Here is a 25,225-nt window from a genome sequence, read left to right on the forward strand (position 1 = left end):
TCTCGCGGTGCGTTCTTCTTGTGAGTACTCACCGGCACAGCCGGTCGGTTGCGCCCCGTTCTTTAAGGCTTTCGAGAAGCCAGGAGCTTGCGAAGCGCGCCCAGCATGCCAACGCCAAGAGTCAAGCTGCTGCCAAGATTCTCGATGCGGTGGCCGGCTGCGGTGGCCAGTTGCACGATGCCTTGCGTATCGGCCGTGACTGTTTCAAGCGCGGCGGCCTCCATTTCGGCAAGTGCCTCCAGTTCAGGGGAATGTGGCTCATGCAAGGTGTAACCCAGCAAAATGAGCGCCGCCACCAAGTAAAGGGTAGCGATTGCCAGTGTTGCCCCGAGATCACCGAGAGGAGCTTTGATGGCCAGGAACAGCGCATAAGTCGCCAGCCCGGAGGTGGCGATGAACGCCGCGATAGCCAGTGCGGCGGTGATACTGCGCCGAATGAGCTGTCGAAGCAGGACTTGGCGGCGCAGCAATGCTATGCGGCCGTAGAGTTTTGCAGAGTTGAGAGTCGACATAGGAGACCTTTCAAGGAAAGCACAAATCGGTTATCGAGCCTGGTAACCGATGACGACGCCCGCAGCCAGGCCGATGCCAAGCGCGGCCAGCGCCGTCAAGCGCGGGTGCCTATTCAGATCGTCCGCAAACTCGTCAAGGGTTTCGTTTACAGCTTTCAAGAAAGCGTCGGCATCGTGTAATTGAGAACGTGCTTCGCTGACGCAGCTCACTTCTTCGGTGGGGGGCGGGGCTTCATCTTGCGGCTTCGTCCGTTGGCGAGCTTGCTCGGCGATCTCTACGCCAAGGGCTTTGATTTCACTTGTCAGATTCATCGCCTTTCCCCTTCAATAGAATTTTCCGGCTGTCACCTTCCCATGCATCTGCACATGCGCCAGAGACGAGAATGCGCAGGACATGCCTGCGTCTCCGGCATTAGGGAAATTACTTTTTGGCCTCGTCGATGGACTGGCGGATAGACGCATAGGTTTCGGAGAAAAGCCGCTGGGCTTCCCCATAGCTCTTTTTCGTGGTCTCCCATACCTCGGACGAGGCTTTCGAGACCCGGGCCTTGGTCTCCTCCACATCTGCATTCAGTGCAGCAATACGCCCTTCAATGGCTGCGCGCTGATCCGCCGCGAGCTTGGCCGCGTCGGCACGCAATCCAGCAAGCGCTTTCTGCTGCGCATTCAGTTCCGCCTCCAGTACGGCACGCTGCGTAGCGATGCTGGCCTTGCTTTCCTCAAGATATTTGTCTCGGGTGGCCTGGAAGGTGGCCCAATCGTTGTCAAGTGCCTGACGTGCTTCGGCGATCTGGGCATCGCTCCAGTTCTTTGCGTTGGCTGCGGCATCTTGAGCCCGGTGGCGATAGGTATCCCGCTGCTTGCGCAGGTCCGCCAACGCCGCATCGGCCTTGGTGCGCGCCTCGCCCCGGAGCCTGCTGGCGTCTTTTTCCAGGGCAGTAATGTTGGCATCAAGCTGGGCCAGCCGATCCTGCGACCACGCCAGTGCTTGGTGAACCCTTGAGGGCTCCTTCTGTGCGGCGGCTGAATCGGCCTGTGCTTCTGCATTCTGTGCCAAGGCGGGAGGAGCTGACAGCAACGCTGTCTGAGCAAGCAGCGCCAAGGCGATTGTGGAAAAGCGAAGTTTCATGGTGATTTCTCCTGATAAGCCAAAACAAAAGCAACGTGGCGCCTAGGTTCAAAGAACCTTGGAAAAGGCATCCTTGATCTTCTGGACCGTGACGTCGTGAGCTGCCTTGGCATTGGTGAACCCCTGCTTGACGGCACGCCAGGATTCATCGCCGGCGTCCTTGACCTCACCGATACGTGCCTGAAATTTCTCGGCCTCAGTGGAAAGGTGATCGAACGCGGCATCGAGTTCGCCGCGGGCTTTCTCGACGGCATCGGCCGCCTGGTCACGCAACTCCTTCAGGGAGTTTTGCCACGCTTGCCGCTGTGCGCGCGCACGGACGACGACGATGCTGCGCACGGTTTTCACTTGGTCGCCGGTCGTGGCGACAAATTGCTGGAGGGCGGACTCGACCTCGACCCATTCGGCTTCGAGCTTGTCCTGAATCTCGCCCGCTTCCTGCTTCGCGGTATCCGCCTGGGCGCGCAGATCATCGTAGTACTGCTGCAGCTTCGCGCGGGATGCCGCGAGGCGTGCGCGAGCTGTATCGGCTTGCTTGCGGGCATCCTCCTTGATACTGGCGGCCGATTTCTCGACCTCGGAGAGAATGGCATCGGTCTCATCGAGACGCTGCTTCGCCCATGCGATGGTCTGGTGTACGTAGGATTGGAGAGTCATAGTGCATTTCCTTTCAGTTGAGAGGGATTGATGGAGTCAAGTGGGGCCTGTTTTTCGGTTCGCGCTGTCATCAGCCGGCCGAACAGCAAGAAAGCCGCTTCGGCAGAGATCGCGGACCATGTCCGTGATCTGCCTGACGGCTTCGTTCTGAATGCTTTGCCAGTCCATGCCACGGAGCATCACGCCGCGCAGAAACCTGAAACTGAAAATTGCCGTCAGAATTGCGATGACGCGCAGCCGCAGTGCCTCGTCATCGGAAGATCTGCCGCTAAACTGGCTGGCGGCATGCACTAGACGCTCCTGCAGCGGAGCGATTGCGCGTCCGTAAATCAGGGCGAAGGCGTCGTCGTTGTCGTAAGCGCAGCGGGCCACGAATGCCGTCCAGGCATGCGGCTCGGCTTCCTCCAGCATGGTGTGGAGCAGTTGGATCAGTGCGAGTTCGAAGCGAGCGGAAAGCCCGACGTCCGACGTATCGTCAAGCAAGGCTGCGGCTTCCGCGAAGCGAATGGCCGCATATTCGGCGATCATGTCCGCTGCGGCCAGATAGAGTTCCTTCTTGCTGCCGAAATGGTAGGGAATGGCCGACAGCGTGGTTTTAGCCGCTTGGGACAAGGCACGTGTGGTTGCCCCCTCGTAGCCAACGGCAGCGACAACGTCAATCGTCGCTTCGATCAACTGCGATCGGGTCTTGGCACTGCGGGCCTCGTGGCCGCTGGTTGTTTCGGCATGATTTGGCATACATCCTCCGACTGTTCCGATGAAAATATAGTTCATACGAACGATCTTTTCAATGGTAATGGAATTGCGAAAAATCGGGTGCCTCATGGTCAGTGGCAACGGTCATAGGGGTCTCAAGCCGATGAGGGACGTCGCCTGGCTGATCCGAAGCTCCTTTGAGGGCTTCGCCGCCTGGACCCAGACCTACCAGGCTGACAGCCTCCTGGAAGCCCTGAATGGGTTTTTCCAGGCCACCAAGCGTCAAGCGCGTGGCCGGATCGGCTTCAAGAGGATGTGCACCGTGCTCTTTCGCATCGCCGTTGGGCTCGACTTCGCCCGAATCAATCCGCATGCCGCTGAACCCCTTCACCCCCCTGCTGCGAGGGTGCGACCGCGCACCGGTGCGAGCGAGTGCCGCCATCCTGTGCCACCAGGCGGGCAGGAGCGCCCACGAAGGACCGGCGGGCACGAGTTCACGTCCGAGCGCCGACTCGAACGCCCGAAGCCGCGCAAGGTATGACCGCACACGGCGCGACTCCAAACGCTGCGGGTCAATCCGCCCGTAGTCCTCCACGAGCCGGGTGAACAGCGCGCGCAGGCGATCGGTGCGGGGACGCACATCATCTTCCACATGTTCGGTGGCGAGCCGGGCGAGCTGGAGCCCGCGGCCGACGAGACGGTGGAACTCGTGCGCGGCGGGAAAGCTGCCCAGGCGTTCGATCCGCCTGAGCGGCAGTTTCACGCATACCGCGAGCAGGCGCCGCAGATCGGCGAGGATGGCCTGCTCCAGCGCCAAATGAGGACGGCCGGTCAAGGAGGAGTCCGCAGATTCCGAAGCTGGCCAGCATGCCCGCAGGTCCTCCACGTAGAGCCGCCGGTCGCCGAAATAACCAGTGACCTGCCGGGTCGTTGCCTGTTCGAGCGCATCCGGCTGCGCATCGCTCAGGACGCGCGCCATCGAGCGCAATGGCTGCCCGACCGACAGCGGAAAACGGGAGAAGCGGTAGCTTGCCTGCGTTCCTGGCAGCAATCGGTAGGCCACCAGTTCTTTCCGCAAGGAAGTATCGGCCTCGAAGTGCGCCCGCATCCGCTCGAACAAATCCAGCGGCATGCTCGGCAGACCCGCCCGGTCGTACAGGGAGCGGTCGTCGTAGCCACCGGCGGCGAGAATTCGCGCAACCACGTCGGCGCAATTGAGATCGCTCCTGCTCCAGCGCAGGCTTGCGTCCCGGAATCCGTTTTCGATGCGGTGGGCCTCGACCACCATCGCCGCACGGCGCTCGGCGGGAATGCCTTGGACCCGCAGCCCGAGCGTCTCACGGCCATAGGCCATGCCGTAGGTGTTGGTGTGAACTTGCGAATAGGACGGACGATGGATGCCGTACAGGTAGTCCGCCAGGCTCACATGCTGCAGGAAGTTCGGATCGACGGACGGGTCCGCGATGTAGTTCGCGCTGTAGACGGTGTCGCCGATGCGGACGGCAAGATGCCCGAACGGGTTTTCGAGAACGACCCGTTGCGGCGTTTTGGACGTGGCGTAGGACAACAGCAGCTCGACCTCTGCCGGTGCTTCGGAATCCAGTTGCGCCAGCGCCTGATCGATGCCCTGGACGGGCGCGCCGTTCTCGACGCCATAGCCGGGCAGCGGGCGGCCTGGCCTGAAGCCATCGTCCAGCGCAAACCGCACGATGCTTGCGATGTCGATGCCCTGCCGGAACTCCTGCTGGGCCCGCAGCATGGCCTCGCGCTCGGCGGGGTCGCCCAGCAGTTCCATCACGGATCTGCCCGCATCGTCGGCGCTGGCCGCGAACCGGGCCAGGCCCTGGCGCTGGAACAGCGCGGCGTTTTCGCGTTCATGGCCGCTGATCACGTCGAGCAGCACGGTCGGCACCCCGAGGGCAAAAGCCTCTGCGGGCGTCATCCCGCCGGCCTTGGTGACCAGGATGTCGGTGGCTGCCATGCACGACGCCATCTCGCTGCGCGGCAGCAGCCCCAGCGGCTTCAACGTCACCGTGTCCGGCAGCCTTTCGCGCAGATCGGCAAGCGCCTCGTATTGCCGCGTATTCGTGCCGCACACCGCGATGATCTGCAGGCGGCCCGGGCAGCGGCGAACGATGCTTTCGACGACCCCCAGATAGTCGCCCGCCCCTTCCTTGCCGCCGGTCAGCAGCAGGGTCGGCACGTCCACCGACAGCCCTAGGCCCTGGAGCGTGGCACGGCGGGCGTCGGCGGATGCCGCGGGAATCCGCACCGGCATGCCACTGGTAACGACTTTGTCGGCCGGAACGCCCGCGGCCAGCCAGCGCGTTTCCAGTTCCGGGTGGGCAAGAAAGGTACGGTCGATCCGCTTGGAGATGCGTGGGAAATAGCCCTCGAAGAAGTCCGTGTGCAGCCAGCCGATTCTCGTGTCGGACAGCAGTCCTTTTTCCCGCAATGTTCCCAGCACCTGGGCTGCCCCGTAGTGGGTGGCGAGAACGGCATCCGGCCGCTGCGCGGTCAAGTAGGCCGATACGCTCTCTTCCGGATAGTCATTGGGCAGCATCGACAGCGAGGCCACACGACTGCCGCGCGCCTGCATCGCACGGAACAGACTATCGAAGCACGCTGGCAGATTGTTGGCTACGAACCAGTACAGGCGCTCGTCAACCCGTCGCCACACCGGATGCATGAACGTACGGATGTCCTGCAGCAGCACCCGGGTCGCCGGAGATTGCCGCCGTATCTCGTCCTGAATGGATTGCGCGGCACTGATGTGTCCGTATCCGATGGAGGAATAGAAGATGACGACCTTCCCGATGCTGCTCATCGTCCTCTCCCGCTGCGCAGAATGGAAAGCAGAAGCCATAGGCTGCCGGCCACCGCGCCCAGGAATCCGACAAGACCGAAGACCGGCAACCCCAGAAGCGTCGGTCCTCCCGGCACGGTCATGACGATGGACGAGCCGACGATGAGCGCGGCGACGACGATCCCGATCACCAGGCGGTTGGCGGCATTGTCGAGTTGATCGCCGACCCGTCTCAGATGGGTGACGTCGATGTGTACCTCCAGACGGCCGCGGCGGGCGGCTCGCAGCAGCCGGGAGATGTCCTGGGGCAAGCCTGCCAGCAACGAGAAGATGTCACCGGCCGCCCGCCGCCCCCGTCTGAGCAGCGCTGCCGGGGAGTAGCGCGCGTGCATGGCACGCTCCAGCAGCGGCAGTGCCTGGTTGGCCATGTCGAAGCCGGGATCGAGTTCGCGGCCCAAGCCTTCCAGTGTGACGAAGGCTTTTATCAGCAAGGACAGATCGTTGGGCAGGACGAGGTGATGCTGGCGCGGGATCGCCACGAGGTCGGACAACATTACGCTCAACCGCAGTTGCTTCAGTGGCACGCCGTGGTAGCGATCGATGAAAGACTGGACTTCCGACAACAGATCCTGCTCATTTGCCACACCGTCGCTCGTCCATTCGAGCATGACGTCGACGACGCTGCGGGCGTCGTTCCTCACCAGCCCCAGCAGCAGGCGGATCAACTGGTCGCGGCGTTCCTCCTCCAGCCTGCCAACCATGCCAAAGTCGATGAAGGCGATTCGATTGCCCGGCAAATAGAACACGTTGCCCGGATGGGGGTCAGCGTGAAACACCCCGTCCTCGACGATCATCTTCAGTACGGCATTGGCGCCACGCCGTGCGAGCATCTTGCGGTCCAGGCCAGCCTGGTCCACGGCCTGAAGCCTGCGCCCGGAAATACCACCAATGAATTCCTGTACGCAGACCCGCTCGCCGGTCCACTGCCAATACACGCGGGGAATGACGATGATGGGATGTGCGCCATCCGCGTCCGGCTTCTCCTCGCCCGGGACGACAGGAGGAGAGTCCTGATCGGTATAGCCGGTGAAGTTCTCGGCGATGCGTTCGGCATTGCGGCATTCGCCGGCGAAATCGAGTTCATTGCGCAGCGACTGGCCGAACTGGCGCACCATCTCGCGCGGATGCAGGACGCGCCATTCCGCGCTCTCCGTCTCAGCGAGTTCGGCCAAGCGCGCAAGCCAGCGCAGATCGGCTTCCAGAATGGGCCGAATGCCGGGCCTGCGCACCTTGACCACGACTTCGCTGCCATCGTCGAGACGCGCCCGATGCACCTGCGCAATGGAAGCGGCCGCCAAGGGCTCGGGATCGAAGGCCGCGAAGATTTCCTCGGGCGGCGCGCCGAGGTCTTCGGTGAGCTGCTGATGTACGGCTGCCCAGGGAGCGGGCGGCGCGCTGTCCTGTAATTTCCCGAATTCGGCGGTCCACTCGGGTTCGAGTAGATCGACCCGGGTAGCGAGCACCTGGCCGAGTTTGACGAAAGTCGGCCCCATCTCCTCCAGCGCCCGCCGCACTCGTTCAGGGGGCGTCATGTGGGCGAAGTCTGTCGCTTCGTTCCAGTGCAGTGCCGTCCCCGCCCGCTCCAAGGCGTTGGACAGCCCCATCCGGCGCACCATGTCGCCAAACCCGTAGCGGATCAGGATCGAGGCGATTTCGTGCAAACGCCGTAGATCACGCATCGCGGTCAGTGCCTGCCAGAGCATTGCGCCTCCTCATCTTTTCGGGGGCTGGTTGATGCCACCGCCCAGCGCTGCGTACAGCCCGATTTGGCTTGACAATGCCGCCCTGCGTACCTGCACCAGTTGCTGCTCGACGGCAAGCAGGTCGCGCTCGGCGTCCAGCACCTCCAGGTGCGCCGCCGAGCCGGCATCGAACAGCGTTCGCGCCAGTTTCAAACGCTCACTCTGCTCGGCGTGGGCCTGGCGTGCCACGATAAGCTGCTCGGTGAGCTTCTGCCTTGCGGCCAGGGCGTCGGAAACGTCGCGAAACGCTGCCTGGATCGCGCGTTCGTATTCGGCAATGGCGATGTCACGCCGCACGACGCTAACGTCGAGATTGGCCTGTCGCATGCCGGCATCGAAGATCGGTAGTTCGATCGTCGGCTGGAACAACCACGCCCGGGTGCCCGACGAAAACAGGTCGCTCAGGCTGGTGCTGACCGAGCCGGCACCACCGGTCAGTGCGATGCGCGGGAAGAATGCGGCGCGCGCCGCACCGATGTTGGCTTGGCGTGCCCGCAGCGCATGCTCGGCGGCCAGGATGTCCGGGCGGTTGACCAAGAGGTCCGATGGCAGCCCGGGCCTCAGTTCGGGCATGACCAGGGCTTCATCCATCGGGGCCGATGACGGCGGCAATTGGGGTTCGCTGCCGAGCAGTAGCGCCAGGGCATTGCGCTGCTGTTCGCGCGCAAGCTCCAGTTGCACCTGCAGGGCTTTGCCCTGGCTGAGCAGGGTGCGCACTTGGGTCAGTTCCAGCCGCGAGCCATGGCCCAGCTCCAAGCGCTTCTGGAAGATTTGCGCCAGCTCTTGCTGGTTTTCAACCGTGCGCCTTGCCAGCGAAATGCGCTCGTCGAGTTCGCGCAGGCCCAGGTAGGCATCAGCGACCTGGGCGACCAGCGCCAATTCCACGGCGCGCTGGCCCTGCTCGGTGGCCAGCCATTGCTCCAATGCGGCGGTCTTCATGCTGCGTACGCGGCCCCACAGGTCCAGCTCCCAACTGCTGATGCCCACGGAGGCTACGTTGACCTCCAGGACCGAGCGGCCCGCCAGCGGCTGTAGCCCATCGGGCAGGCCGGCGCGGATTTGCTGCGCCCCCACGCCGACCATTGGCGCCTGCTGCGCACGCTGGATGCGAAAGGCGGCACGCGCTTCCTCGGTGCGCAGCACCGCCACGCGCAGATCGCGGTTGTTTTCCAGCGCGGTCTCGATCAGCGCCTGCAAGGCCGGGTCGGTGAAGTACTCGCGCCAGGCCAATTCAGTCGCGGCCGCACCACTTGGCGCGTCAGGCTGCGTCCGCCAGTTCGATGCGACGGGGAGTGCGATGGGATCGAGCGCGGGTGCCAGCGAGGCGCAACCGCTCAGCATCGCCAGCACTGCCACGGCCAGCGTGCCGACGAGCCGATGGTGAACCGACGGGCCGGTTTCATGGCCTGCGCGGGCTTGGCGATGGCTAGCCGATGATGTGCCGTGGTCCTTCTCATGCATGATCTGCTCCTGGGGACGTAGGGGCCGCATGACGTTTTGCATGCAACTCATAGAGCAGCGGCACGACGAACACAGTCAGCGCAGTCGAGACCAGCGTGCCGAAGATCAGCGAAATGGCCAGCCCCCCGAAGACTGGGTCGGTCACCATGATGGCCGAGCCGAAGATGATCGCCAGCAACGTCAGCAGGATCGGCCGCAGACGCACCGCGCCGGCCTCGCGTACGGCATCCTCCAGCGGCATGCCGTGCCTGATGTTGTCCTGGATGAAGTCGATGATCAGCAGCGAGTTGCGGATCACCACCCCCGCCAGCGCGATGATGCCGACCATGGATGTCGCGGAGAAATCCATGCCGACCAGCCAGTGCCCCGGAAAGATGCCGATGATGCCGAGCGGCACGGCCGACATGGCCACCAGCGGAACGATGAACGAGCGGTAGTAGGCGACCAGCGCGAAATAGATGATGAGCAGGGCGCCGCTGAGGGAGAGGGAGAGATCCCGGTACACGTCCAGCGTCATGCGCATCTCGCCGCCCCACAGCAACTGATAGCCGTCGATGGTGTCGGGCACGTCCTCCTTGAAGCGCAGGTTGCCGGTGCGCAGCGGACGTCCGTCCGGCGCGGTGATGCCATGCAGGCGCCGCTGCAGGTCGAGCACGGCGTACAGCGGCACCGAGTCCGACAGTTCCGCACCGACGAAGGAGACCTTCTCGTTGTCGCGGTGCAGGATGGGACGATCGACCGATGCGGGAACCACTTTGACCAACTCCACCAGCGGCACGGGCTGGCCGGCAGCGTTGTCCACGAATACCCGGTCGAGCCGGCCGGGATCGACCTCGAAGCGGCGCGGCACGAAGGCCCTGACTGGCACCGGCAGTTTCTCGTCCGGCAGGTGGGCGCGGCCGAGGGTGGTGCCGCCGTAGACCAGCGCCAGCGCCTCGGCAATCTGCGCAGTCGAGACGCCGGAGAGCGCGGCCTTGTCCTTGTCCGGCACGATGCGGTGCTCCCGCACATCTTCTGGTTCGGTGTCGGTGATGTCGACGGTGTCGTAGGTTTGTGCGAAGGCCCCGCGTACCTGGGCCGACAGCGCGCGCAGACCCTCGGCGTCGGGGCCGTAGATTTCCGCCAAAACGGTCGAGCGCAGCGGCGGACCCGGCGGCTGCTCGACCAGCGCCACCTCGGCACCGGGCCAGGCAGCGCGAATGGTCTCCACTTTGGGACGCAATTCGCGCACGATGTCGATGGAGCTTTCCTTGCGGTGACGCTTGTCGATGAGGTTGACGCGGATTTCCGCGATGTGGCTGCCGGCACGCGCGGCCGTGCCCTTGAACAGGCCGTTGAAGTCGGCTACACCAGCCTGGCCGACCCAAGTCTGGTAGTTGAGCACGTGCGGCTCCTGTGCCAGCACCGTGGCGACCTGGCGCACCAGGCGATCGGTGTCTTCCACCGGCGTGGTTTCCGGCATCGAAACCACCACGTTGAAGGTGTTCTGGTCGTCCTTGGGCAGAAAGCCGATCGGCACGCCCAGCGCGGACACGGCCCCGCCCACGCCCGCCGGACGGACGAACTGCCAGGCGCCTTGCATCAGCGAGACCGTCATCAGCAACAGCACCGCCAGACCGAAGCCGATGCGCACGTTTCTGTGCTGCTGCAGGGGGCCGAACAGGCGCAGGTAGAGGCGTTCGATCCGCCCCGGTGCGCCATGACCATGGGACTGTTGCCCGTGCGCTGATTCTTCCTGCCGGATGTCGTGGCGATGAAGCCAGCGATTGGATGCCCACGGCACGACGATGTAGGCCACCACGATGGAAGCGGCCATGGCGACCGGCACAGTGACCGCGACCGGGAAAAAATACTGGCGCGGCATGCCGGTCAGGGCCAGTAGCAGGGTGATGAAGACCAGCATCACCGCGAAGGTGGCCAAGTTGGTGGCGTTGCCGATCTCGTTGGTCGCCAGCACGGTTTCCGCTTCCTTGTCCGCCTTCGGTTTGCGGCTGGCGTAGTGGCGGTGGATGTTTTCGATGACCACGATGGCGGCATCCACCAGCAGCCCCAGCGCCAGGATCAGCGCGAACAGCGTGACGCGGTTGATGGTGACGCCGCCCAGCAGGTTGGCCGCCAGCGTGATGCCCATGATCAACGGCACCGTGATCATCACGATCAACGCCTCGCGCCAGCCCAGGAAGAGGATCAGCACCAGGCCCACGGTGACCAGGGCGATCGCCAAGTGTTCCAGCAGCAGGTTGACCGCGTCGTCGGCTTTCTGGCCGTCGTTGCGCGTCACCACGACCTGAATGTCCTGGGGCACGAAGGTGGCCTGCATGCGCTGCATGCGGTCGATCACTGCATTGGCGACCACCACGGCATTGGTGCCCTTCTTTTTGGCCACAGCGATGGTGACGGCGGGCAGGTCTGTGGCATCGGCCGTGCCAAAGCGTGGATCGCCGGGACCGAAGGAGAGGCGGCTGGCCGTGGTTGGCTCCGACGGCGGGCCGTCGGTGACGGTGGCCACGTCGCGCACGTAAACCGGCCGCTTATCGCGCACGGCGATGAGCTGGTTACGCACATCCTCGGCCGAGGTGTAGGCCGCATCCAGCTTGATGGCTTGTACCTGGCCGTCACGTACGGTGGGCGGCAGTGGCAACGTCAGGTTGCTGATTGGGAAGGCCGCTCGGGCTTGGCCCAGGGTCACGCCGTAAGCCTGTAGGCGATCGGGGTCCAGTTCGATGGTGATTTCGCGGTGCTGCCCGCCGCGCAAGGAAACCACCGAGACGTTTTCGGTACTGCGCAGGCGCTCGGCCATGCGTTCGGCCATGCGGTTGAGCGCGTAGTCATCGTATTTCGACGAAGCCAGCGTGAAGGTGACGATCGGCACGTCGTCCGCGTCGACGCTTTGCACCAATGGCGTCGTGGCATCGGCAGGCAGCCAGGCACGGCTGGCCATCACGCGGTCATAGAGCTTGACCAGTGACTGCTCCTTGGATTCGCCGACCTTGAATTGCACCTGAACGATTCCCTGTGAGTTGCGGGAAGTGCTCTCGATGTGATCGACGCCGGGCAGTTCGCTCAGGATGCCTTCGAGGGGCGTGACCACCAGCGATTCGACCTCACTGGCAGAGGCGCCCGGCAAGCCGACCATAACGGCGGCGGCGGGCACGATGATCTGCGGGTTCTCCTCGCGCGGCGTCTGCAGCACCGCCATGACGCCCATCAGCGCCACCGCGATGATGAACACCAGGGTCAGCTTGGAGGTGATGAAATACTGTGCCAGCAGGCCGGCGAAGTTCAGGCGCGGCGACGTCATTGCGCGCCCCCGGCAGCGCGGATCGGCGTGCCGTCGAACACCGTGTCGGCGGCGCGCGCGAGGATGGTCTCGCCATCCGACAGACCGGCGGTCACTTCCAGCGCATCGCCCAGCTCGCGGCCGGTGCGCAGCCAGCGAAAGCGGGCCACGCCGTCCCGCACCACGAACACACCGTCCAGGCCGCCGCGGCGCACAAGGGCCGCACGCGGCACCGTGACGGCCTGTTTCTCGTCCAGCAGGATTTCGAGGCGGCCGAACATTCCCGGCAGCAGGCGCGCGTCCCGCGGCAGCACGATGTCCACCTCATAGCGACGGGTCACGCCATCGCCCGATGGCACCACGCCCCGAACCCGTCCCTTGAAGCGCTCATCGCCCAGCGCGTCGATGCGCACGGGAATCGAGTCGCCGGACTTGATTGCCGCCAGGCTGCGCTCGGGCACGAACGCCTTGAACAGCAAGACCTCGCGCGACTCCACCGTCATCAGCGGCGCGCCGGGAGTGGCCATCTCACCGCTGCGCCGGGCCACCGAGACGACCACGCCATCCACCGGACTGGTGATGGCCACGTAGTTGCGCTGCGCTTGTGCCGCCGCCAGCGCCGATTGCGCTTGCTCCAGCGTCGCGCGGGTGGTTTCCTCCCGCACCCTGGACTTGCGCAGCGCGTCGGCCGAGATCGCGCCAGCCGGCACCAGTTGCGCATTCTGGTTCACGTCGTACTGCGCGTCCTGCCAGGCTTCGCGGGCGGCCTGCACCCCGGCGCGTGCCTGCATGATGGCAGCATCGATGTCGGCGGCGTCGATGCGCACCAGGAGTTCGCCGCGCTTGACCGCCTGGCCCTCGCGCACGTCGAGCTGGCGGATGAAGCCGGTCACGCGCGAGGCGACGTCGATGCGCCCATCAGAGACTACGCTGCCAGTCACATCGTTGGTAACAGGTAATCGTGCCTGCCGTACCACAGCGACTTCTGCAGCCACCGGCGTGGCCACGGATCTAGACGAGATTGAGCCATCAGTGCAGGCAGCGAGCAGAAGTACACACATGGACAGCACGGCCACCGTGCACGCCTGCACGCTCCTGCCCGTGCTCAAAGTGCCAGTCTCCCGGACCGACGGCACGGGTCTATGGAGGTCGAGCGCATAGGTAGTCAAGCGATTCATGAGTGTCTCGAAGGTCTTGGTTATGTCAGATTCTAATAGAGTTCGTACGATCGAACTATATTTTATCGAATAATTTGGTCAAGTGCGGAACGAGCGGATGACCTCCGTGCTCGCTCGATGTTTTCTTGATCGGAAGGTGTGCAAGCCCTCCGTATCGTGTTGCTAGCTGCGTTTTGTTTACCGCCTCAACTGATAGCAGGCCCGCGTGCGCGCCCAATCTCCCAAGACACCCCGCCACCGCGCACTGTGGCCGCGAGCTGCTGGCCCAGCCGCTGTTCGATCACTGGCTTCCACGGCACCAAGCTGAACCCCATGCCGTCATCGAGCATCGCGTAGCGCCCGCTGGCGAGCATGATGCTGCGCCGGTAGATACCGGCCACGCGCTGGCCGTCGGCCACCGGACGGTGCTCCAAGCCGGATTCGGCGGCAATGTCCTTGGCGGCCTGCGCCAATTCCCGATTGCGCAGCGTGCCCAACAGGTTCCGGGCTAGGATTACGCGCTGCCCGCGCCGCTCGACCAGCCCCTGTTCGGCCAGGAAGTCGGCGCGCTGCTGCATCGCCTGTTTGGCCTCGCTGCCGAAGCCCAGGTCGCCCAGGCCAGAGCCGCCGCCGATCAGTTGCTGGTCGAGCCAAGTGGCCCCGATCACGCGGGCCTGCCGCTCGATAGGCAGGTGCGATTTCAGTTCCACGGCCACGCCGCCCAGGCGCTGCGCGTCGTAGCGGCGGCCCTGCTCCGGCAGATCGTGCGGCACCTTCCATAGACCTTCGGCCACGCGCTCCACAATGCCGGCCCGGCGCAGGGCTTCCAGCCGGCGGACGTGGGCCGCGACGACTTCGTGCGGATCACGACCCGGCACAGCCTGACCCTGCGCGACGGCCAGATGATGGTCAGTGCGGTACAGGCCACCGCTCGCCAGTGCGGTGATGTTCCTGTCGGCTGCGCGCACGTCGGCCGATCCCTTCACCTCCACCACGGCGCCGGTCGGATAGTTCGCCAGCTCGTCGTGGGCGTTGAGCGCGACGTAGTGGGCCTTGCCGTCCACGCCGTCGATGACCAGATAGCCCCGATCGCGCAGCTCGTCGGCCAGCCCCTTCGCGGCTACGCGGCCGAGGATGGTGCGGCCGTCGTCGCCCGGCTCGAATACCGCCAGCTCACGCGGCTCGCCGCGCATGGCCCGTTGCATGGTGCGGATGATGTCGCCACGCTCGCCCAGGGCGCGCAGGGTCTTTTCCGCGTCGGCATGGACAGCCCATGTGCCGGGCTGCATCTCGCCGGCCAGGCCCAGGCGCTGCAAGCGTTGCAGGCGGCCGATCAGCAACAGGCGCTGGCGTTGCAGCCGCGGTTCGTTGAAGCGTTCGATCTGCACTCGGCCGTCCTCGCCGGCCTCGCGTTGCAGGGTGCGATCCAGGCTCGTCCACCGCTCTTGTTCCACCTCGCGCTGCAAGGTCTGCTGGATTTCGAGCTCCGTGCGCGGCCCCAGCCATTCGGTCGCCAGCTCAGCAGCGCGATGGCGGAAGCCATCGGCGATGTAGTCGCCCGCGATGATGAGGTCTTTGCCGGTGTCGTCGCGCCCACGCACGACGATGTGCGTGTGCGGGTTGTCGGTGTTCCAGTGGTTGACGGCTACCCAATCGAGGCCCGTGCCCAGGTCGGCCTCCATGCGACCCATGAGGTGCCGCGTATAGGTGCGCAGGTCTTCCAGCTCCGCGCCATCCTCAGGCGAGAGGATGAAGCGGAAATGGTGCCGGTCGTCGGCGCAGCCCTCCGTGAAGACGTCGAGGTCGGCAGCATCGGTCTGTGGCCCGTAGGCTTGGCCAGGCTCGCCTTCGCGGCCTACGCCATCGCGCTCGATGTAGCGAAGGTGCTTGGCGAGCGACTGCGGGCTGGCCTGGCGCTGATTGACCAGCAGCGTCTTGATGGTTACGCGCCGCGACATGGGAGTGAGCTTCGCGCCCGCGAAGCGCGCCGCCGTGTGGCCGCGCCCGAGGCGCGAGCCGGGCCGCTGGCCGGAGTGCTGTCCGTTGCCGCCAGTGCGAGGACGGCGCATCGCCGATTTGCCGCCGCTGGCCTTGCCCGCCTGCTTGAGCACCTTCGAGACGAAGCCCTGGCCCCGGTTCATCGGGGCCTTTGGAGGGTTCGGGCGGATACGGAAATCGTCGTCTCGGCGGTCACTCATGGCTGTGCTCCCTGCAAGCTCTGGCGTGTCCGGTCGTGCAAAGCACGCGGACACACCCGCATTGGCGCGGGCCTCGCGCCACAAGCGGCACGGCGGCGAAGCCGCTGTGTGCCGCGCCACCCCCATGTGCAGACTGGCTTTCGACGCGGCCCGGTGCCGCGTCCTTTTGTCTTGCCTTCCGCCTTTGCCCCTCGCTGGCGCTTCGGGCAGCGGTTGCCCGGCGGCGCTACTGCGCGAGCAGCCAGCGCGCCGGCGAACGCGGCGACGGCCATAGGCCGGGCGCATTCGAGGCAAGACGCCTGCACATGGGAAGGCAGCGCGAAGTGCAGCGCGGATGCGCTCGCACTGCACACGCGACGACATGCGGAAAGCCACCGGATCGGCACGCCCGATGGCACGATGAGATGCACGGCAACGTGCAGCGAATCGGCGGCCATCATGGGCGGGCCTCCAGCCAGATCGGGCGCGCGACGCCGATCACGGCGGATGCGCTGACCGGCCCGAAATATCGGCTGTCGAACGACGCCGGATTGGTCACACTGAGAAGGAACAGTTCGCCAGGCCGAAGCTGCCGGCACTGCGGCCAGGATGGCAGCGGACGGCCCAGTCGGTCGGCGGGCCGCACGGCGGCCACAGGAACGCCGTCGATCCACACCAGCGCATCGAAAACGCAAACCTGCTGTGGCGCGACCGCACCCACGCGCTTGAGCAGTGGCACGCGCGCCGGCAGGTAGCCGCGCTGCGCGGCCAGCGCGGCGGCTTCTGGCGGCAGCGTGGTCAGGACGATGCTGCCCACGGACGACGGACGTGGCAGCGAGCCGGGCCGATGGTGCAGCGGATCGACGCGATACCAGCCGACGGCCACGCTGTCGGACGGGTTATAGATCAGGCGCGGCAGCGGCTGCACGAACGAAGCCCAGGCCAGCGCAGCGAGGCCGCAGGCGGCGAAGCCAGCGAGCACGATGCGAGCGCGCAAGCGTGAGCGGGCGTGCGAGCGAGGACGCGGCGCGGTGCCGCCAGTGGAAACGGCGGTCATGGCAGCGCCCTCCCGGTCAGCCAGGCGGCGTGCCGCTCGGCGGTGTATTCGGGCAGCGGCAGGCGCGCGGCGAGCCGGTTGGCGAGCGTGCGCCAGTACGCGGGCGAAACGGCGACAGGCGCGATGCCCAGCGCCTCGATGGCGTCGATGCGTTCCAGCACGGCGCGCACTTGCCCGTCGCCTTCGGCGTGCAGCAGCAGGCGCGCGCCCGGCTGCACGCCGGGGATGCGCTGCGCCTCGTCCAGCGGGGTGCAGGCTTGCATCACCATGAGCTGCCAGCGCACGGTGCCGTAGTCGTTGGCCTGCCAGCGGATGCGGCAGAACACAGCGCCCGGCAGGAACACCGCACTGCGCCGCCAGCGGTCGAGCTGGTGCGCGCGCGTGGGTTCGCCGAAGCGCAGGTAGAGCTTGAAACGGGCCTCGATGTAGGCCAGCGCCACGCGCGTCAGCGGCGCGCTGGCGGGCTGGCTGGAAGGCGCTACAGGCGCGGCCGCGACAGCGGCAGGCGCGGTGACTGGTGCAGTGGATGCGGTCATGGTGTGTTCTCCCTGCGGTTCTCGGGAAACTCTCGCTCCAGCAGGCCGCGCAGCAGATCGGCCACGGTCACGCCTTGCGTGAAGGCCGATACCTTGATGCGCGCCCGCATGGCGGGCGTGATGTCGAGCGTGAGGCGGGCGGTGTAGAGGTCGCCCTTGCCCAGCGCATCGGCGTCGCCTTGCCGAATCCACGCCTCGGCGTGCGGATTCGCGGGCGGACGCGCGCCGATGCCGACGCGCTTTGCCGCACGTTTGCTGTTCGGTGGTGACTTCGCTGTCATGTCGTCCACCGCAGCAGTTCGTCCACCAGCGCGGTGATTTCCCGCGCGGCGGCGCTGTCCGGTGCCGTCTCGCGTGCAAGCCGGCCAGCGGCCACGCTGTCGGCGAACACGATGCGCTGATGCACTTCCGCGCGCAGCGCAGGAAGCGGCTGGTCGGCGAGCGCCTGGCGCGCTTCGCGCCCTATCACGGTGGTACTGACGCGCCGGTTGATGACGAAGGCCGCGCGCAGCGCAGGCCGAAAGACTTGCGCCTCGCGGATCAGCACCACCATCTCGGCGCTGGCCCACAGGTCGTAGGGGCTGGGCTGCACCGGGATCAGCACGCGCTCGGCCGCCAGCAGCGCGGAGCGCGCCAAGGCGGCGATGCGCGGTGGGCCGTCGATGACGACGTGATCGGCGCGGCGTGCCAGCTCCGGGGCTTCCTGATGCAGCGTTTCGCGTGCGAGGCCCACGGCGCTGAAAAGCCGTGGCAAGCCTTGCTGGCTTCTGCGCTGCGTCCAGTCCAGCGATGACCCCTGCGGGTCGGCGTCCAGCAGCACGACGTGCTGGCCGCGCATTGCCAGTTCGCCAGCGATGTGGGTGGCGAGCGTGGTCTTGCCCACGCCGCCTTTCTGGTTGAGCAGCGCGACGATCATGGCCTGGCCCTCCGTGTTGGAAAGCCCGGCTGTTGCTGCTGCGTTGGTGGCCGCGTGGCGGTTATCCACCGCAGCGGCGCTTCCTTACTAAAAGTTGAGGCTGTAAAAAAACTCTCGTGCCCGTCAGCCCATGGGAGCCGCAGGCCGTTGTGTTTGGAGCCCCCTACATGCAGCACGCCATGGCCCGCTACAAACCCCAAGATCGCAATGGCCTGTTCCTGCCGGTGATCCTTTCCGAGCAGATCGTTCCCGGCAGCTTCGCCTTCGCGCTGGACTACCTGGTCGAGCACGAACTCGATCTGTCCGAGCTGGATGCCCGGTTTCGCAACGACGAGGTGGGCGCCAGCGCGTATGACCCGCGCGTGATGCTCAAGATCGTGCTGTACGCCTACAGCCAGGGCATGATCTCCAGCCGGGCCATCGCGCGGGCCTGCCTGCACAACGTCCAGTTCATTGCCCTGAGCGGCAACAGCCAGCCCAGCCACGCGCACATCGCCAAGTTCGTCAGCGGCATGGGAGAGCAGATCAAGTCCTTGTTTGCCCAGGTACTGATGACCTGCGACGCACAAGGCCTGATCGGTGGCGATCTCTTCGCCATCGACGGTGTGAAGCTGCCCAGCAACGCCAGCAAGGAGCGCAGCGGAACCTTCGAGGAGCTGCTTCAGCGTGCGCGGCGTCTCGAACGTGCCGCCGACAAGATCGTCGAGATGCACCGTGGTCAAGACTTTTGCGCGCCGGAAGATCAGATGGATGCTCGCCGTCAGGCACGCGTGAATGCTCTGCGCCAGGAGGCCGCGCGCACCCGGGAATTCGTCGCAGTCTCTTCGGAGATGCCCAATCGCAAGGGCACCGAGATCAAGACCAACGTCACCGACCCGGACAGCGGCAAGATGGCCACCGGCAAAGGCGTCATCCAGGGCTATGCCGCACAAGCGGCCGTCGATGCGCAGCACCAGGTGATCCTCGCGGCCAATGTCGTGGGCTCGGTCTCCGAGCACGACATGCTGCTGCCCATGATCGAGCAGACCAGTACCTATCTGCAGCCAGACACCGTGATCGTGGCCGATGCGGGCTACCACAGCAAAGACAACGTCAATGAGTTGGCACGGCTGAACATTGCCGCCCTGATTGCCGACAAGCAGATGCGCAAGCGCGACGAGAGGCTGGCCGGCCAAGGACGTTTCAAGCCCGCCACTCCAACGCTGCACAACAAGATGGCCCCCGGGGCTGGCCCAGTTCCAAAGCGCTTTGATGTGAGCGACTTCCAGTTGAAGAATCCACGCATCTGCATCTGCCCCGCCGGAAAGAAGCTTGTGGGCACGGGGCGCGTCTATCGCTACGGCGAGGGGAAAAGCCATCGGTTCTTCAAGGCTGACATGACGGACTGTGCAGCTTGCGAGCTCCGCTCGTTGTGCCTGCGAGACCCTGGTCAAACCACACCGCGCTCCATCAGAGTCAGTCGAGAGACCACCCGCCGGATAGCTGCCAAGAAGGACAAGGCCAATCAAGTGCGCGCCATCGATCTCATGCGTCAAGCTATCGACACGCCGGGTGGCAGGGCCCTGTACAGCCGGCGCATCGGCACGGTGGAGCCGGTGTTCGCCAATCTGCGGCACAACAAGGGCTTCTCGCGCTTCAATCTGCGTGGCCGCGACAAGGTCAACACGCAGTGGCATCTGTACTGCATGGTCCACAACATCGAGAAGCTCGCCGCCAGTGGCTGGAAAAAGGCCTGAAGGCCTTTCTTGCGCGACATCCCTCGTGCATTCGCGTTGTGCCTGCGCTGTCTTGCGCTGCGAAGCTTTTTTGTGCTGAGCACTGGTTTGCAGATATGCTCCAGCAAGCTCGAACTCATGGGCATGCCGGTTGCTATCTCTTCGATCACCGGCGGGGTTATTTAACAACCTCGTTAGAGAAATTAAGTTAGGGAAGTTAGAGGGCGCGGAAACCCAGTGCTGGCGCGGGTTTGCGGCCGATTGGCACGCCTGATAGCACGATAGTCCCACGCCTGATAGCACGATACCCCGCACGCCTGATAGCACGACACGATTCACAGGCTCTCCCGGAGTTATCCCCGTGCCGTATGCGGCACGGGCCGGAAGGTCAGCAGCTCGGCGCCGCTGTCCGGCATCCGCTCGATGCCCAGAACGTAACCGGGCAGCGACTGCCGCGCGACAAGCGTGCGCAGGTCGCAGGCGAAGTCGTAGGGCTTGGCGGTGCTGCCGGATTTCTGGTGCAGGTAGCGGAAATCGAACTGCCAGCCGTATGCCTGCTTGCCGCCGTGCTTGCGCACCAGCCGGTACAGCCATCGCTCGATGCCGCCGGTCAGCCGGAAATACGCCGGGTCGATGGTCAGCACCAGGGCGGCATCCAGCACGCCCGTATAGAACCAGTCCGGCAAGATCAGCTCGATGCCCAGCGGCGTGCCGCTGGCATCGGCCAGTTCCTTCCATTCGTTGATCCACGAGAAGCGGTGCAGGCGTCGCCCGGTTGTCTCGCGGATGGACGTGGCCACCGTGGTCGATTGCAGGCGATCCAAGGCCGCTTTGAGGCGCTGGTAGTCGCGCAGCGACTTGCCGCGCCCGATGAAGCGCAGGATCTCGTAGGGCGTCGCGCGCATCAGCCGCGACGGGCGCAGGCCCGCGTCCTTCGCTTCCACGATCTGCGAGGCCGCCCATATCAGCACGTCCGCATCCCAAATCGTGGCGATGCCGTGCTCCTGCGTGCCCTCTACGCGGATCGTCACGTTGCCCGCGCGGAAGTCGATGGGTTTGACCCGCTTGGACTTGCCGAGCGAGAAGAACGGATAGGCCATCAAGTCCTGGCTGTCGCGCGGCGCCATGTCGCCGGGCAAGGCGCGGAACAGGTCGAGCTGTTCGCGCTCCTGCAACGACCGCTGCCGGAACGGCAGCGCGGAGCTGGACATGGTGATGGCCTGCCGCGCGCCGCCGATCAGCGCGCACGGCTGTCGGCCGAGTGGTGCTCGGCGTACTCGGGATCGGAAGTCGTCTCGAAGCTGCGATCGGCGGCCCAGGCATCGAGGTCGGCCACGGCGTACATGACGCGCCGGCCGAACTTGCGAAAGCGCGGACCACCACCGATCACGCGCTGCTTTTCCAGCGTGCGCGGCGACAGCCGCAGGTACTCGGCGGCTTCGTCGTTGGTGAGATAGCGTTGGGGCTGCGCGGCAGCGGTCGAGACAGTGGCGGCAGGCCGCAAAGGAGCGGGACGCATGGTGTGAACCTCCATAGCTTTCAAAGCTCCGGCCACACAGCGCAACCGGATGGAGGCAGTCTCAGAAAACCAAGCTGTCCTGCTCAGGGCCGTTTTGCGTCGTCCTCAAAACGACCCTTCTCAAGCGGCGGAAGCTGTGCTAGGCGGCGATAGCCGCCGCGCATCAGCGCATCGCCGCGCCGTACCAAGCGGCGTACCTTGGAGCGCAGGCCGCCGTCGCTGTACCAATCGGCTGCGGCATCGCCGCCGAACAAGCCTTCGGCCACCTCGCGCAAGGACGCACCCGCTAGTGTAGTGTTTGATTCTTAATGAAACTTAATTGAGCAACCACGCTCCAATGCTCTACTACGGTTTGCATTGGAGTGAAAAATTGCGAGTTGCCCCGACGATTGTGTTGACGGATGAAGAGGAAAGCGAGCTGAGCCGGCTGGCGCGCTCCAAGCGCACCAGCGTCAGATTGGCCCAGCGCGCCCAGATCGTGCTGCTGGCCGCGCAGGGGCTGCAAAACAAGGATATTGCCGAGCAGCTTGGCATTGGGCGCGTGCAGGTGGCGCGCTGGCGTGAACGCTACCTGCAATTGGGGCTGCAAGGTATCGAGCGCGACTTGCCGCGCGGCGCACCGCCGGTGAAGGTGGATGTGGCCAAGCTTGTGAAGCTAACCACACAGACCAAGCCCGAGGCGGCCACGCACTGGAGCACGCGCACGATGGCCGCTGAGTTGGGCGTCAGCGCCAGCACCGTGATGCGCCATTGGCAGGCCCACGGTCTCAAGCCTCACATCGTGCGCGGCTTCAAGGTCTCGCGCGATCCGCAGTTCGTGCAAAAGCTCGAAGACATCGTGGGGCTTTACATGTCGCCGCCCGAGCATGCGCTGGTGCTGTGCTGCGACGAAAAGAGCCAGGTGCAGGCGCTGGACCGAACGCAGCCCGGGCTGCCGCTCAAGAAGGGGCGCGCGGCCACCATGACGCACGACTACAAGCGCAACGGCACAACCACCTTGTTCGCTGCGCTCAACGTGCTCAACGGTCAGGTCATCGGCCAGTGCCAGCAGCGCCACACCCACATCGAGTGGCTGAAGTTCCTGCGTCAAATCAATCGGGAGACGCCCAAGGACAAGACGCTGCATCTGATCGCCGACAACTACGCCACGCACAAGCATCCAGCTGTGCAGGAGTGGCTGGCCAAGCACCCCAGATTCAACATGCACTTCACGCCGACCTCGGCATCGTGGCTGAACATGGTCGAGCGCTTCTTTCGCGACATCTCCGAGAACCGGCTACGCCGCGGGGTGTTCACCAGCGTGCCCGAACTCGTCTCGGCCATCGATGAGTACATCGCGCATCACAACACCAACCCCAAGCCGTTCATCTGGACCAAGAACGCTCGCGACATCCTGCAAAAGGTCATCCGCGCCAATAGCCGATTAAGTTCCAAACAGAATGCAACACTACACTAGGGTTGCGTCGAGCGCCTGCAAGGTGTGTAGCTCAAGCAGCGCGGCGGGTGCCGGCCTGGGCTTCGCAGAAGCCAGGGCCGCGCCGAGCGCATGGTTGCGCGCAGGTGCGGCGGCGCCGCCGCGGCGGGCATAGGCGACAGCCATCCCGTCTTCCAGGCCGGGCGCCAGCGCGAAGCGCAGGCAATGACCTGGGCTGTGCGCCATCAGCGCCAGCCCTTTGCCGTCATGGAGCAGTTGCTTGTGCCCGGCAATGCGCCAAAACGTGAACGCGGGAGCATACTGCGGCGGATCGGCGTCGGGATAGAGCTGCACCACGGCCACATGGCCGGGCAACCAGGCTGGATGCGCGTCGCGCGCATCCAACGCCGGATCTTCCAGCAGGCGCAAGCCCCAGCGATGCGCCGCCTGCTGCGCGGCTTTCGGCCGGCGATGATGGCGCAGCCAGTCGAGCCGGTAATCGGGGTTTCTGCGCAGATATTCCCAGGCCGTCCCAAGGTCGTCCAAGTGCAGCACGTACAGATACGCGGCAGTCGGATACCAGTGCTCGGCGCTGCGATCGACCATGACGCAACCTCCCTGCGAACAGGACTGGCCGCGACGGAAGAACTACGTGCTACATCGGTGTCATCAGAACGAAATGGGTTAAGGGAATAGTTGGGCTGTCAAGTCCGACTGGCTCCGATGCGTTGCGGTATTCGTCTCAATGCTGCGGCGGCAGCGTCCCTCCCGTGGGACGCCGTACAGGCCAGCCTGCCGCAGTCCGCGTCAGGCATCATGTCCGTTTGGATCAGACTGGCGCGGCTACGCCGCAAGAATCTCGATTGAGACCTGCCCGGTATGACACCAGACTGAAAAAGTCACAGTAGGCTGTGTTCAGTCCGGGATAGCCCCGTCGCGCTCGGCCAGCCGGGTGTATTCCGACAGCGTGCGCGTGGGCCGGAAGTAGCGGTCGCGCATCACGGGCTGCTGATGCGGCCCGACGATGCCAGCCAGCTCGGACAGCTTGACGGTTCCTTGCGCCGGCATTCCGATTCCCAGGTCGATGAGGCCCCAGGCGGTGTCGCCATCGGCGGGATCGAGTGCGGCCAGCAGCCAGGTCACATGCGCGTCCGGCGTGAACAGCCGCACCACGGGCACCGGGTCGATGGCCTGGCCGGCGGCACGAGCCTCGCCGTTGGCGAGCAGTTGCGCACGCTCCGAGTCGGTGGCAAGTGGCTGGGGCATGGTCGGAAATCCCACAAGTCCAATGATGCACGGATGCGGTTTCACGCCGAAGCGCAGAACCGCGAAACCGGATTTGCGCCTTCGTGCTCAAGCACGGATGCGCTTGCGTGGCTTTGCTGGAACCCGCCGATGCGGATTTCCGTAAAGTCACGAAACCGGAAAATAACATAAGATGAACACTATAGATTGTAGCTCTATAGAGCGCAATAAGCTGTCATCTTGGTTTTCGAAGGGAAACCATAGGTGGCGGCTCGGTACTCATTGGCGAAGGCGTTGAAGACGGTCAGAAAAGCGCGGGGCTTGAGCCAAGAAGCGTTTTCGGACGTGTCGAGCCGCACCTACATGAGCACCCTTGAGCGCGACCTTAAAAGCCCGACCTTGAACAAGCTGGCCGAGCTGTGCAAGGTCATGGAAGTGCATCCGCTCACGCTGCTGACGCTGGCCTATGCCGGGGACAGCACGAGCAAGGCCGAGGAGTTGTTGGCGCAGGTGCGCCGTGAACTTGAGGCGGTATTGAATTCAGATGGAGATTGAGAAGCGCAATGGCATATAGAAATGGAAACTACACCGCCTTTTATGTTGCAGAGCCATTCAATCCCAGCTCGCTGGGCGCCAATGCGACAAAAGATTTTCAGTATTATAATGTCCTGCGGATGTGGAAAGGCGCTGATGCGACGTTCCCCTTCGTCGATTCGCACGATAAAACATACAGTGTCCGTGATGGCAGCGATTGGGAATACACCCTGAAACCGAGACTTAGGGAACGCCTTCGGAACTCGAAGAACATCATCCTCATATTGAGTTCGATCACGACCAACTCCCGTGCCCTCCGAGAAGAAATCGACTACGGGATCAACGACCAGGGGCTACCCGTCATCGTCGTCTACCCTGAATATTCCACCAAGGAAAGCCTGCTTATCGGTGGATCATTGAAGCAGGCTGTCAAGAACCTGTGGGAAAATCTTCCGGTGCTCCGGGATTCGATGAGCAAAGTTCCTACGCTTCATGTTCCGATGGACAAGGCGCTCATTAAGAGTGCCTTGCAGGATGGTGGATTCATGGTTGGGAGTAAGAAGACCCCAGATATCTATAGGTACAACCCATAATCATTTGGCACGTCGGAGC

22 protein-coding genes and 2 pseudogenes are annotated in these 25,225 nt (G+C 64.5%); 4 read left to right on the plus strand and 20 right to left on the minus strand.

Features of this window, described 5'->3' with window-relative positions:
• Nucleotides 1-62: 62 nt before the first annotated feature.
• The 15 genes from I3K84_RS20285 to parA all read right to left on the minus strand — a co-directional run bounded on the left by I3K84_RS20285 (nt 63) and on the right by parA (nt 18,186).
• Entirely contained in the window at nt 63-512 is a 450-nt protein-coding gene (locus I3K84_RS20285; RefSeq protein ID WP_023110647.1) for a hypothetical protein, read from the minus strand.
• Between the two features lie 30 nt (nt 513-542).
• The gene (locus I3K84_RS20290) at nt 543-824 is read right to left on the minus strand and encodes a hypothetical protein (protein WP_023110648.1); all 282 of its coding nucleotides are present in this window, start codon (nt 822-824) and stop codon (nt 543-545) included.
• A 109-nt stretch (nt 825-933) separates the two neighbouring features.
• Nucleotides 934-1,641 (minus strand): hypothetical protein, encoded by a 708-nt coding sequence (locus I3K84_RS20295; RefSeq protein WP_060092220.1) that lies wholly within the window; start codon nt 1,639-1,641, stop codon nt 934-936.
• A 48-nt stretch (nt 1,642-1,689) separates the two neighbouring features.
• Nucleotides 1,690-2,298, minus strand: a complete 609-nt coding sequence (locus I3K84_RS20300; RefSeq protein ID WP_012584379.1) for a hypothetical protein — start codon at nt 2,296-2,298, stop codon at nt 1,690-1,692.
• Between the two features lie 36 nt (nt 2,299-2,334).
• Complete coding sequence (locus tag I3K84_RS20305; protein ID WP_196995253.1) at nt 2,335-3,123, minus strand: CerR family C-terminal domain-containing protein; 789 nt, start codon at nt 3,121-3,123, stop codon at nt 2,335-2,337.
• Complete coding sequence (locus I3K84_RS22605) at nt 3,086-5,821, minus strand: glycosyltransferase (protein WP_370567759.1); 2,736 nt, start codon at nt 5,819-5,821, stop codon at nt 3,086-3,088. The genes I3K84_RS20305 and I3K84_RS22605 overlap by 38 nt, the downstream gene beginning before the upstream one ends.
• On the minus strand, nt 5,818-7,563 hold the full coding sequence (locus I3K84_RS20320) for an AarF/ABC1/UbiB kinase family protein (RefSeq protein WP_196995254.1): 1,746 nt from the start codon (nt 7,561-7,563) through the stop codon (nt 5,818-5,820). Before I3K84_RS20320 ends, I3K84_RS22605 begins: the two co-directional genes overlap by 4 nt.
• Before the next feature lie 9 nt (nt 7,564-7,572).
• On the minus strand, nt 7,573-9,063 hold the full coding sequence (locus I3K84_RS20325; protein WP_196995255.1) for an efflux transporter outer membrane subunit: 1,491 nt from the start codon (nt 9,061-9,063) through the stop codon (nt 7,573-7,575).
• Nucleotides 9,056-12,364 (minus strand): efflux RND transporter permease subunit, encoded by a 3,309-nt coding sequence (locus I3K84_RS20330; RefSeq protein WP_196995256.1) that lies wholly within the window; start codon nt 12,362-12,364, stop codon nt 9,056-9,058. The genes I3K84_RS20325 and I3K84_RS20330 overlap by 8 nt, the downstream gene beginning before the upstream one ends.
• On the minus strand, nt 12,361-13,521 hold the full coding sequence (locus tag I3K84_RS20335) for an efflux RND transporter periplasmic adaptor subunit (RefSeq protein WP_196995257.1): 1,161 nt from the start codon (nt 13,519-13,521) through the stop codon (nt 12,361-12,363). The genes I3K84_RS20330 and I3K84_RS20335 overlap by 4 nt, the downstream gene beginning before the upstream one ends.
• A gap of 185 nt (nt 13,522-13,706) precedes the next feature.
• Complete coding sequence (locus tag I3K84_RS20340; RefSeq protein WP_196995258.1) at nt 13,707-15,698, minus strand: relaxase/mobilization nuclease and DUF3363 domain-containing protein; 1,992 nt, start codon at nt 15,696-15,698, stop codon at nt 13,707-13,709.
• 436 nt (nt 15,699-16,134) lie between these two features.
• Complete coding sequence (locus tag I3K84_RS20345) at nt 16,135-16,734, minus strand: S26 family signal peptidase (RefSeq protein ID WP_196995259.1); 600 nt, start codon at nt 16,732-16,734, stop codon at nt 16,135-16,137.
• Nucleotides 16,731-17,270 carry a DUF2840 domain-containing protein gene (locus tag I3K84_RS20350; protein ID WP_187576137.1) on the minus strand — a complete coding sequence of 180 codons (540 nt, stop codon included), beginning with the start codon at nt 17,268-17,270 and terminating at the stop codon, nt 16,731-16,733. Before I3K84_RS20350 ends, I3K84_RS20345 begins: the two co-directional genes overlap by 4 nt.
• Complete coding sequence (locus I3K84_RS20355; protein ID WP_012249096.1) at nt 17,267-17,551, minus strand: hypothetical protein; 285 nt, start codon at nt 17,549-17,551, stop codon at nt 17,267-17,269. The genes I3K84_RS20350 and I3K84_RS20355 overlap by 4 nt, the downstream gene beginning before the upstream one ends.
• Nucleotides 17,548-18,186, minus strand: a complete 639-nt coding sequence (parA, locus tag I3K84_RS20360; protein ID WP_196995260.1) for a ParA family partition ATPase — start codon at nt 18,184-18,186, stop codon at nt 17,548-17,550. Before parA ends, I3K84_RS20355 begins: the two co-directional genes overlap by 4 nt.
• Before the next feature lie 167 nt (nt 18,187-18,353).
• Between parA and I3K84_RS20365 the strand changes: the two genes are divergently transcribed.
• The gene (locus I3K84_RS20365; protein ID WP_196995261.1) at nt 18,354-19,922 is read left to right on the plus strand and encodes an IS1182 family transposase; all 1,569 of its coding nucleotides are present in this window, start codon (nt 18,354-18,356) and stop codon (nt 19,920-19,922) included.
• A gap of 332 nt (nt 19,923-20,254) precedes the next feature.
• Here the strand turns inward: I3K84_RS20365 and I3K84_RS20370 are convergent, their stop codons facing one another.
• The 3 genes and pseudogenes from I3K84_RS20370 to I3K84_RS20380 all read right to left on the minus strand — a co-directional run.
• Nucleotides 20,255-21,112: a replication initiator protein A gene (locus I3K84_RS20370; RefSeq protein ID WP_196995262.1), complete on the minus strand. Its 858-nt coding sequence runs from the start codon at nt 21,110-21,112 to the stop codon at nt 20,255-20,257.
• Nucleotides 21,113-21,138: 26 nt separating this feature from the next.
• Entirely contained in the window at nt 21,139-21,420 is a 282-nt protein-coding gene (locus I3K84_RS20375; RefSeq protein ID WP_003107109.1) for an AlpA family transcriptional regulator, read from the minus strand.
• 83 nt (nt 21,421-21,503) lie between these two features.
• A pseudogene (locus tag I3K84_RS20380) lies at nt 21,504-21,719 on the minus strand (DUF2285 domain-containing protein); the annotation flags it as partial.
• A gap of 38 nt (nt 21,720-21,757) precedes the next feature.
• Between I3K84_RS20380 and I3K84_RS20385 the strand changes: the two are divergent.
• A complete protein-coding gene (locus tag I3K84_RS20385; RefSeq protein WP_231403305.1) occupies nt 21,758-22,876 on the plus strand; it encodes an IS630 family transposase in 1,119 nt (372 codons plus the stop codon).
• Here the strand turns inward: I3K84_RS20385 and I3K84_RS20390 are convergent.
• Nucleotides 22,874-23,440 (minus strand): annotated as a pseudogene (locus I3K84_RS20390) (transcriptional regulator domain-containing protein); the annotation flags it as partial. The gene I3K84_RS20385 and the pseudogene I3K84_RS20390 overlap by 3 nt on opposite strands.
• A 309-nt stretch (nt 23,441-23,749) precedes the next feature.
• A complete protein-coding gene (locus I3K84_RS20395; RefSeq protein ID WP_196995263.1) occupies nt 23,750-24,100 on the minus strand; it encodes a DUF2958 domain-containing protein in 351 nt (116 codons plus the stop codon).
• Between the two features lie 243 nt (nt 24,101-24,343).
• Here I3K84_RS20395 and I3K84_RS20400 point away from each other — a divergent pair, with 243 nt between their 5' ends.
• Nucleotides 24,344-24,634: a helix-turn-helix domain-containing protein gene (locus I3K84_RS20400; protein WP_004355982.1), complete on the plus strand. Its 291-nt coding sequence runs from the start codon at nt 24,344-24,346 to the stop codon at nt 24,632-24,634.
• A gap of 8 nt (nt 24,635-24,642) precedes the next feature.
• Complete coding sequence (locus tag I3K84_RS20405; RefSeq protein ID WP_004355979.1) at nt 24,643-25,206, plus strand: hypothetical protein; 564 nt, start codon at nt 24,643-24,645, stop codon at nt 25,204-25,206.
• The last annotated feature ends 19 nt before the right edge of the window (nt 25,207-25,225 follow it).

Origin of the sequence: Diaphorobacter sp. JS3051 (assembly GCF_015832135.1) — a bacterium.
Lineage (GTDB): Bacteria > Pseudomonadota > Gammaproteobacteria > Burkholderiales > Burkholderiaceae_C > Diaphorobacter > Diaphorobacter nitroreducens.

What these genes read in the sequence shown, in the direction of transcription:
- I3K84_RS20320 (WP_196995254.1), bottom strand. Translation starts at nt 7,563, where the DNA reads ATGCTCTGGCAGGCACTGACCGCGATGCGTGATCTACGGCGTTTGCAC.
- I3K84_RS20385 (WP_231403305.1), top strand. Translation starts at nt 21,758, where the DNA reads ATGCTCTACTACGGTTTGCATTGGAGTGAAAAATTGCGAGTTGCCCCG.
- I3K84_RS20300 (WP_012584379.1), bottom strand. Translation starts at nt 2,298, where the DNA reads ATGACTCTCCAATCCTACGTACACCAGACCATCGCATGGGCGAAGCAG.
- I3K84_RS20290 (WP_023110648.1), bottom strand. Translation starts at nt 824, where the DNA reads ATGAATCTGACAAGTGAAATCAAAGCCCTTGGCGTAGAGATCGCCGAG.
- I3K84_RS20395 (WP_196995263.1), bottom strand. Translation starts at nt 24,100, where the DNA reads ATGCCCCAGCCACTTGCCACCGACTCGGAGCGTGCGCAACTGCTCGCC.
- I3K84_RS22605 (WP_370567759.1), bottom strand. Translation starts at nt 5,821, where the DNA reads ATGAGCAGCATCGGGAAGGTCGTCATCTTCTATTCCTCCATCGGATAC.
- I3K84_RS20325 (WP_196995255.1), bottom strand. Translation starts at nt 9,063, where the DNA reads ATGCATGAGAAGGACCACGGCACATCATCGGCTAGCCATCGCCAAGCC.
- I3K84_RS20370 (WP_196995262.1), bottom strand. Translation starts at nt 21,112, where the DNA reads ATGTCCAGCTCCGCGCTGCCGTTCCGGCAGCGGTCGTTGCAGGAGCGC.
- I3K84_RS20285 (WP_023110647.1), bottom strand. Translation starts at nt 512, where the DNA reads ATGTCGACTCTCAACTCTGCAAAACTCTACGGCCGCATAGCATTGCTG.
- I3K84_RS20335 (WP_196995257.1), bottom strand. Translation starts at nt 13,521, where the DNA reads ATGAATCGCTTGACTACCTATGCGCTCGACCTCCATAGACCCGTGCCG.
- I3K84_RS20295 (WP_060092220.1), bottom strand. Translation starts at nt 1,641, where the DNA reads ATGAAACTTCGCTTTTCCACAATCGCCTTGGCGCTGCTTGCTCAGACA.
- I3K84_RS20375 (WP_003107109.1), bottom strand. Translation starts at nt 21,420, where the DNA reads ATGCGTCCCGCTCCTTTGCGGCCTGCCGCCACTGTCTCGACCGCTGCC.
- I3K84_RS20305 (WP_196995253.1), bottom strand. Translation starts at nt 3,123, where the DNA reads ATGAGGCACCCGATTTTTCGCAATTCCATTACCATTGAAAAGATCGTT.
- I3K84_RS20345 (WP_196995259.1), bottom strand. Translation starts at nt 16,734, where the DNA reads ATGACCGCCGTTTCCACTGGCGGCACCGCGCCGCGTCCTCGCTCGCAC.
- I3K84_RS20365 (WP_196995261.1), top strand. Translation starts at nt 18,354, where the DNA reads ATGCAGCACGCCATGGCCCGCTACAAACCCCAAGATCGCAATGGCCTG.
- I3K84_RS20350 (WP_187576137.1), bottom strand. Translation starts at nt 17,270, where the DNA reads ATGACCGCATCCACTGCACCAGTCACCGCGCCTGCCGCTGTCGCGGCC.
- I3K84_RS20355 (WP_012249096.1), bottom strand. Translation starts at nt 17,551, where the DNA reads ATGACAGCGAAGTCACCACCGAACAGCAAACGTGCGGCAAAGCGCGTC.
- I3K84_RS20405 (WP_004355979.1), top strand. Translation starts at nt 24,643, where the DNA reads ATGGCATATAGAAATGGAAACTACACCGCCTTTTATGTTGCAGAGCCA.
- I3K84_RS20340 (WP_196995258.1), bottom strand. Translation starts at nt 15,698, where the DNA reads ATGAGTGACCGCCGAGACGACGATTTCCGTATCCGCCCGAACCCTCCA.
- parA (WP_196995260.1), bottom strand. Translation starts at nt 18,186, where the DNA reads ATGATCGTCGCGCTGCTCAACCAGAAAGGCGGCGTGGGCAAGACCACG.
- I3K84_RS20330 (WP_196995256.1), bottom strand. Translation starts at nt 12,364, where the DNA reads ATGACGTCGCCGCGCCTGAACTTCGCCGGCCTGCTGGCACAGTATTTC.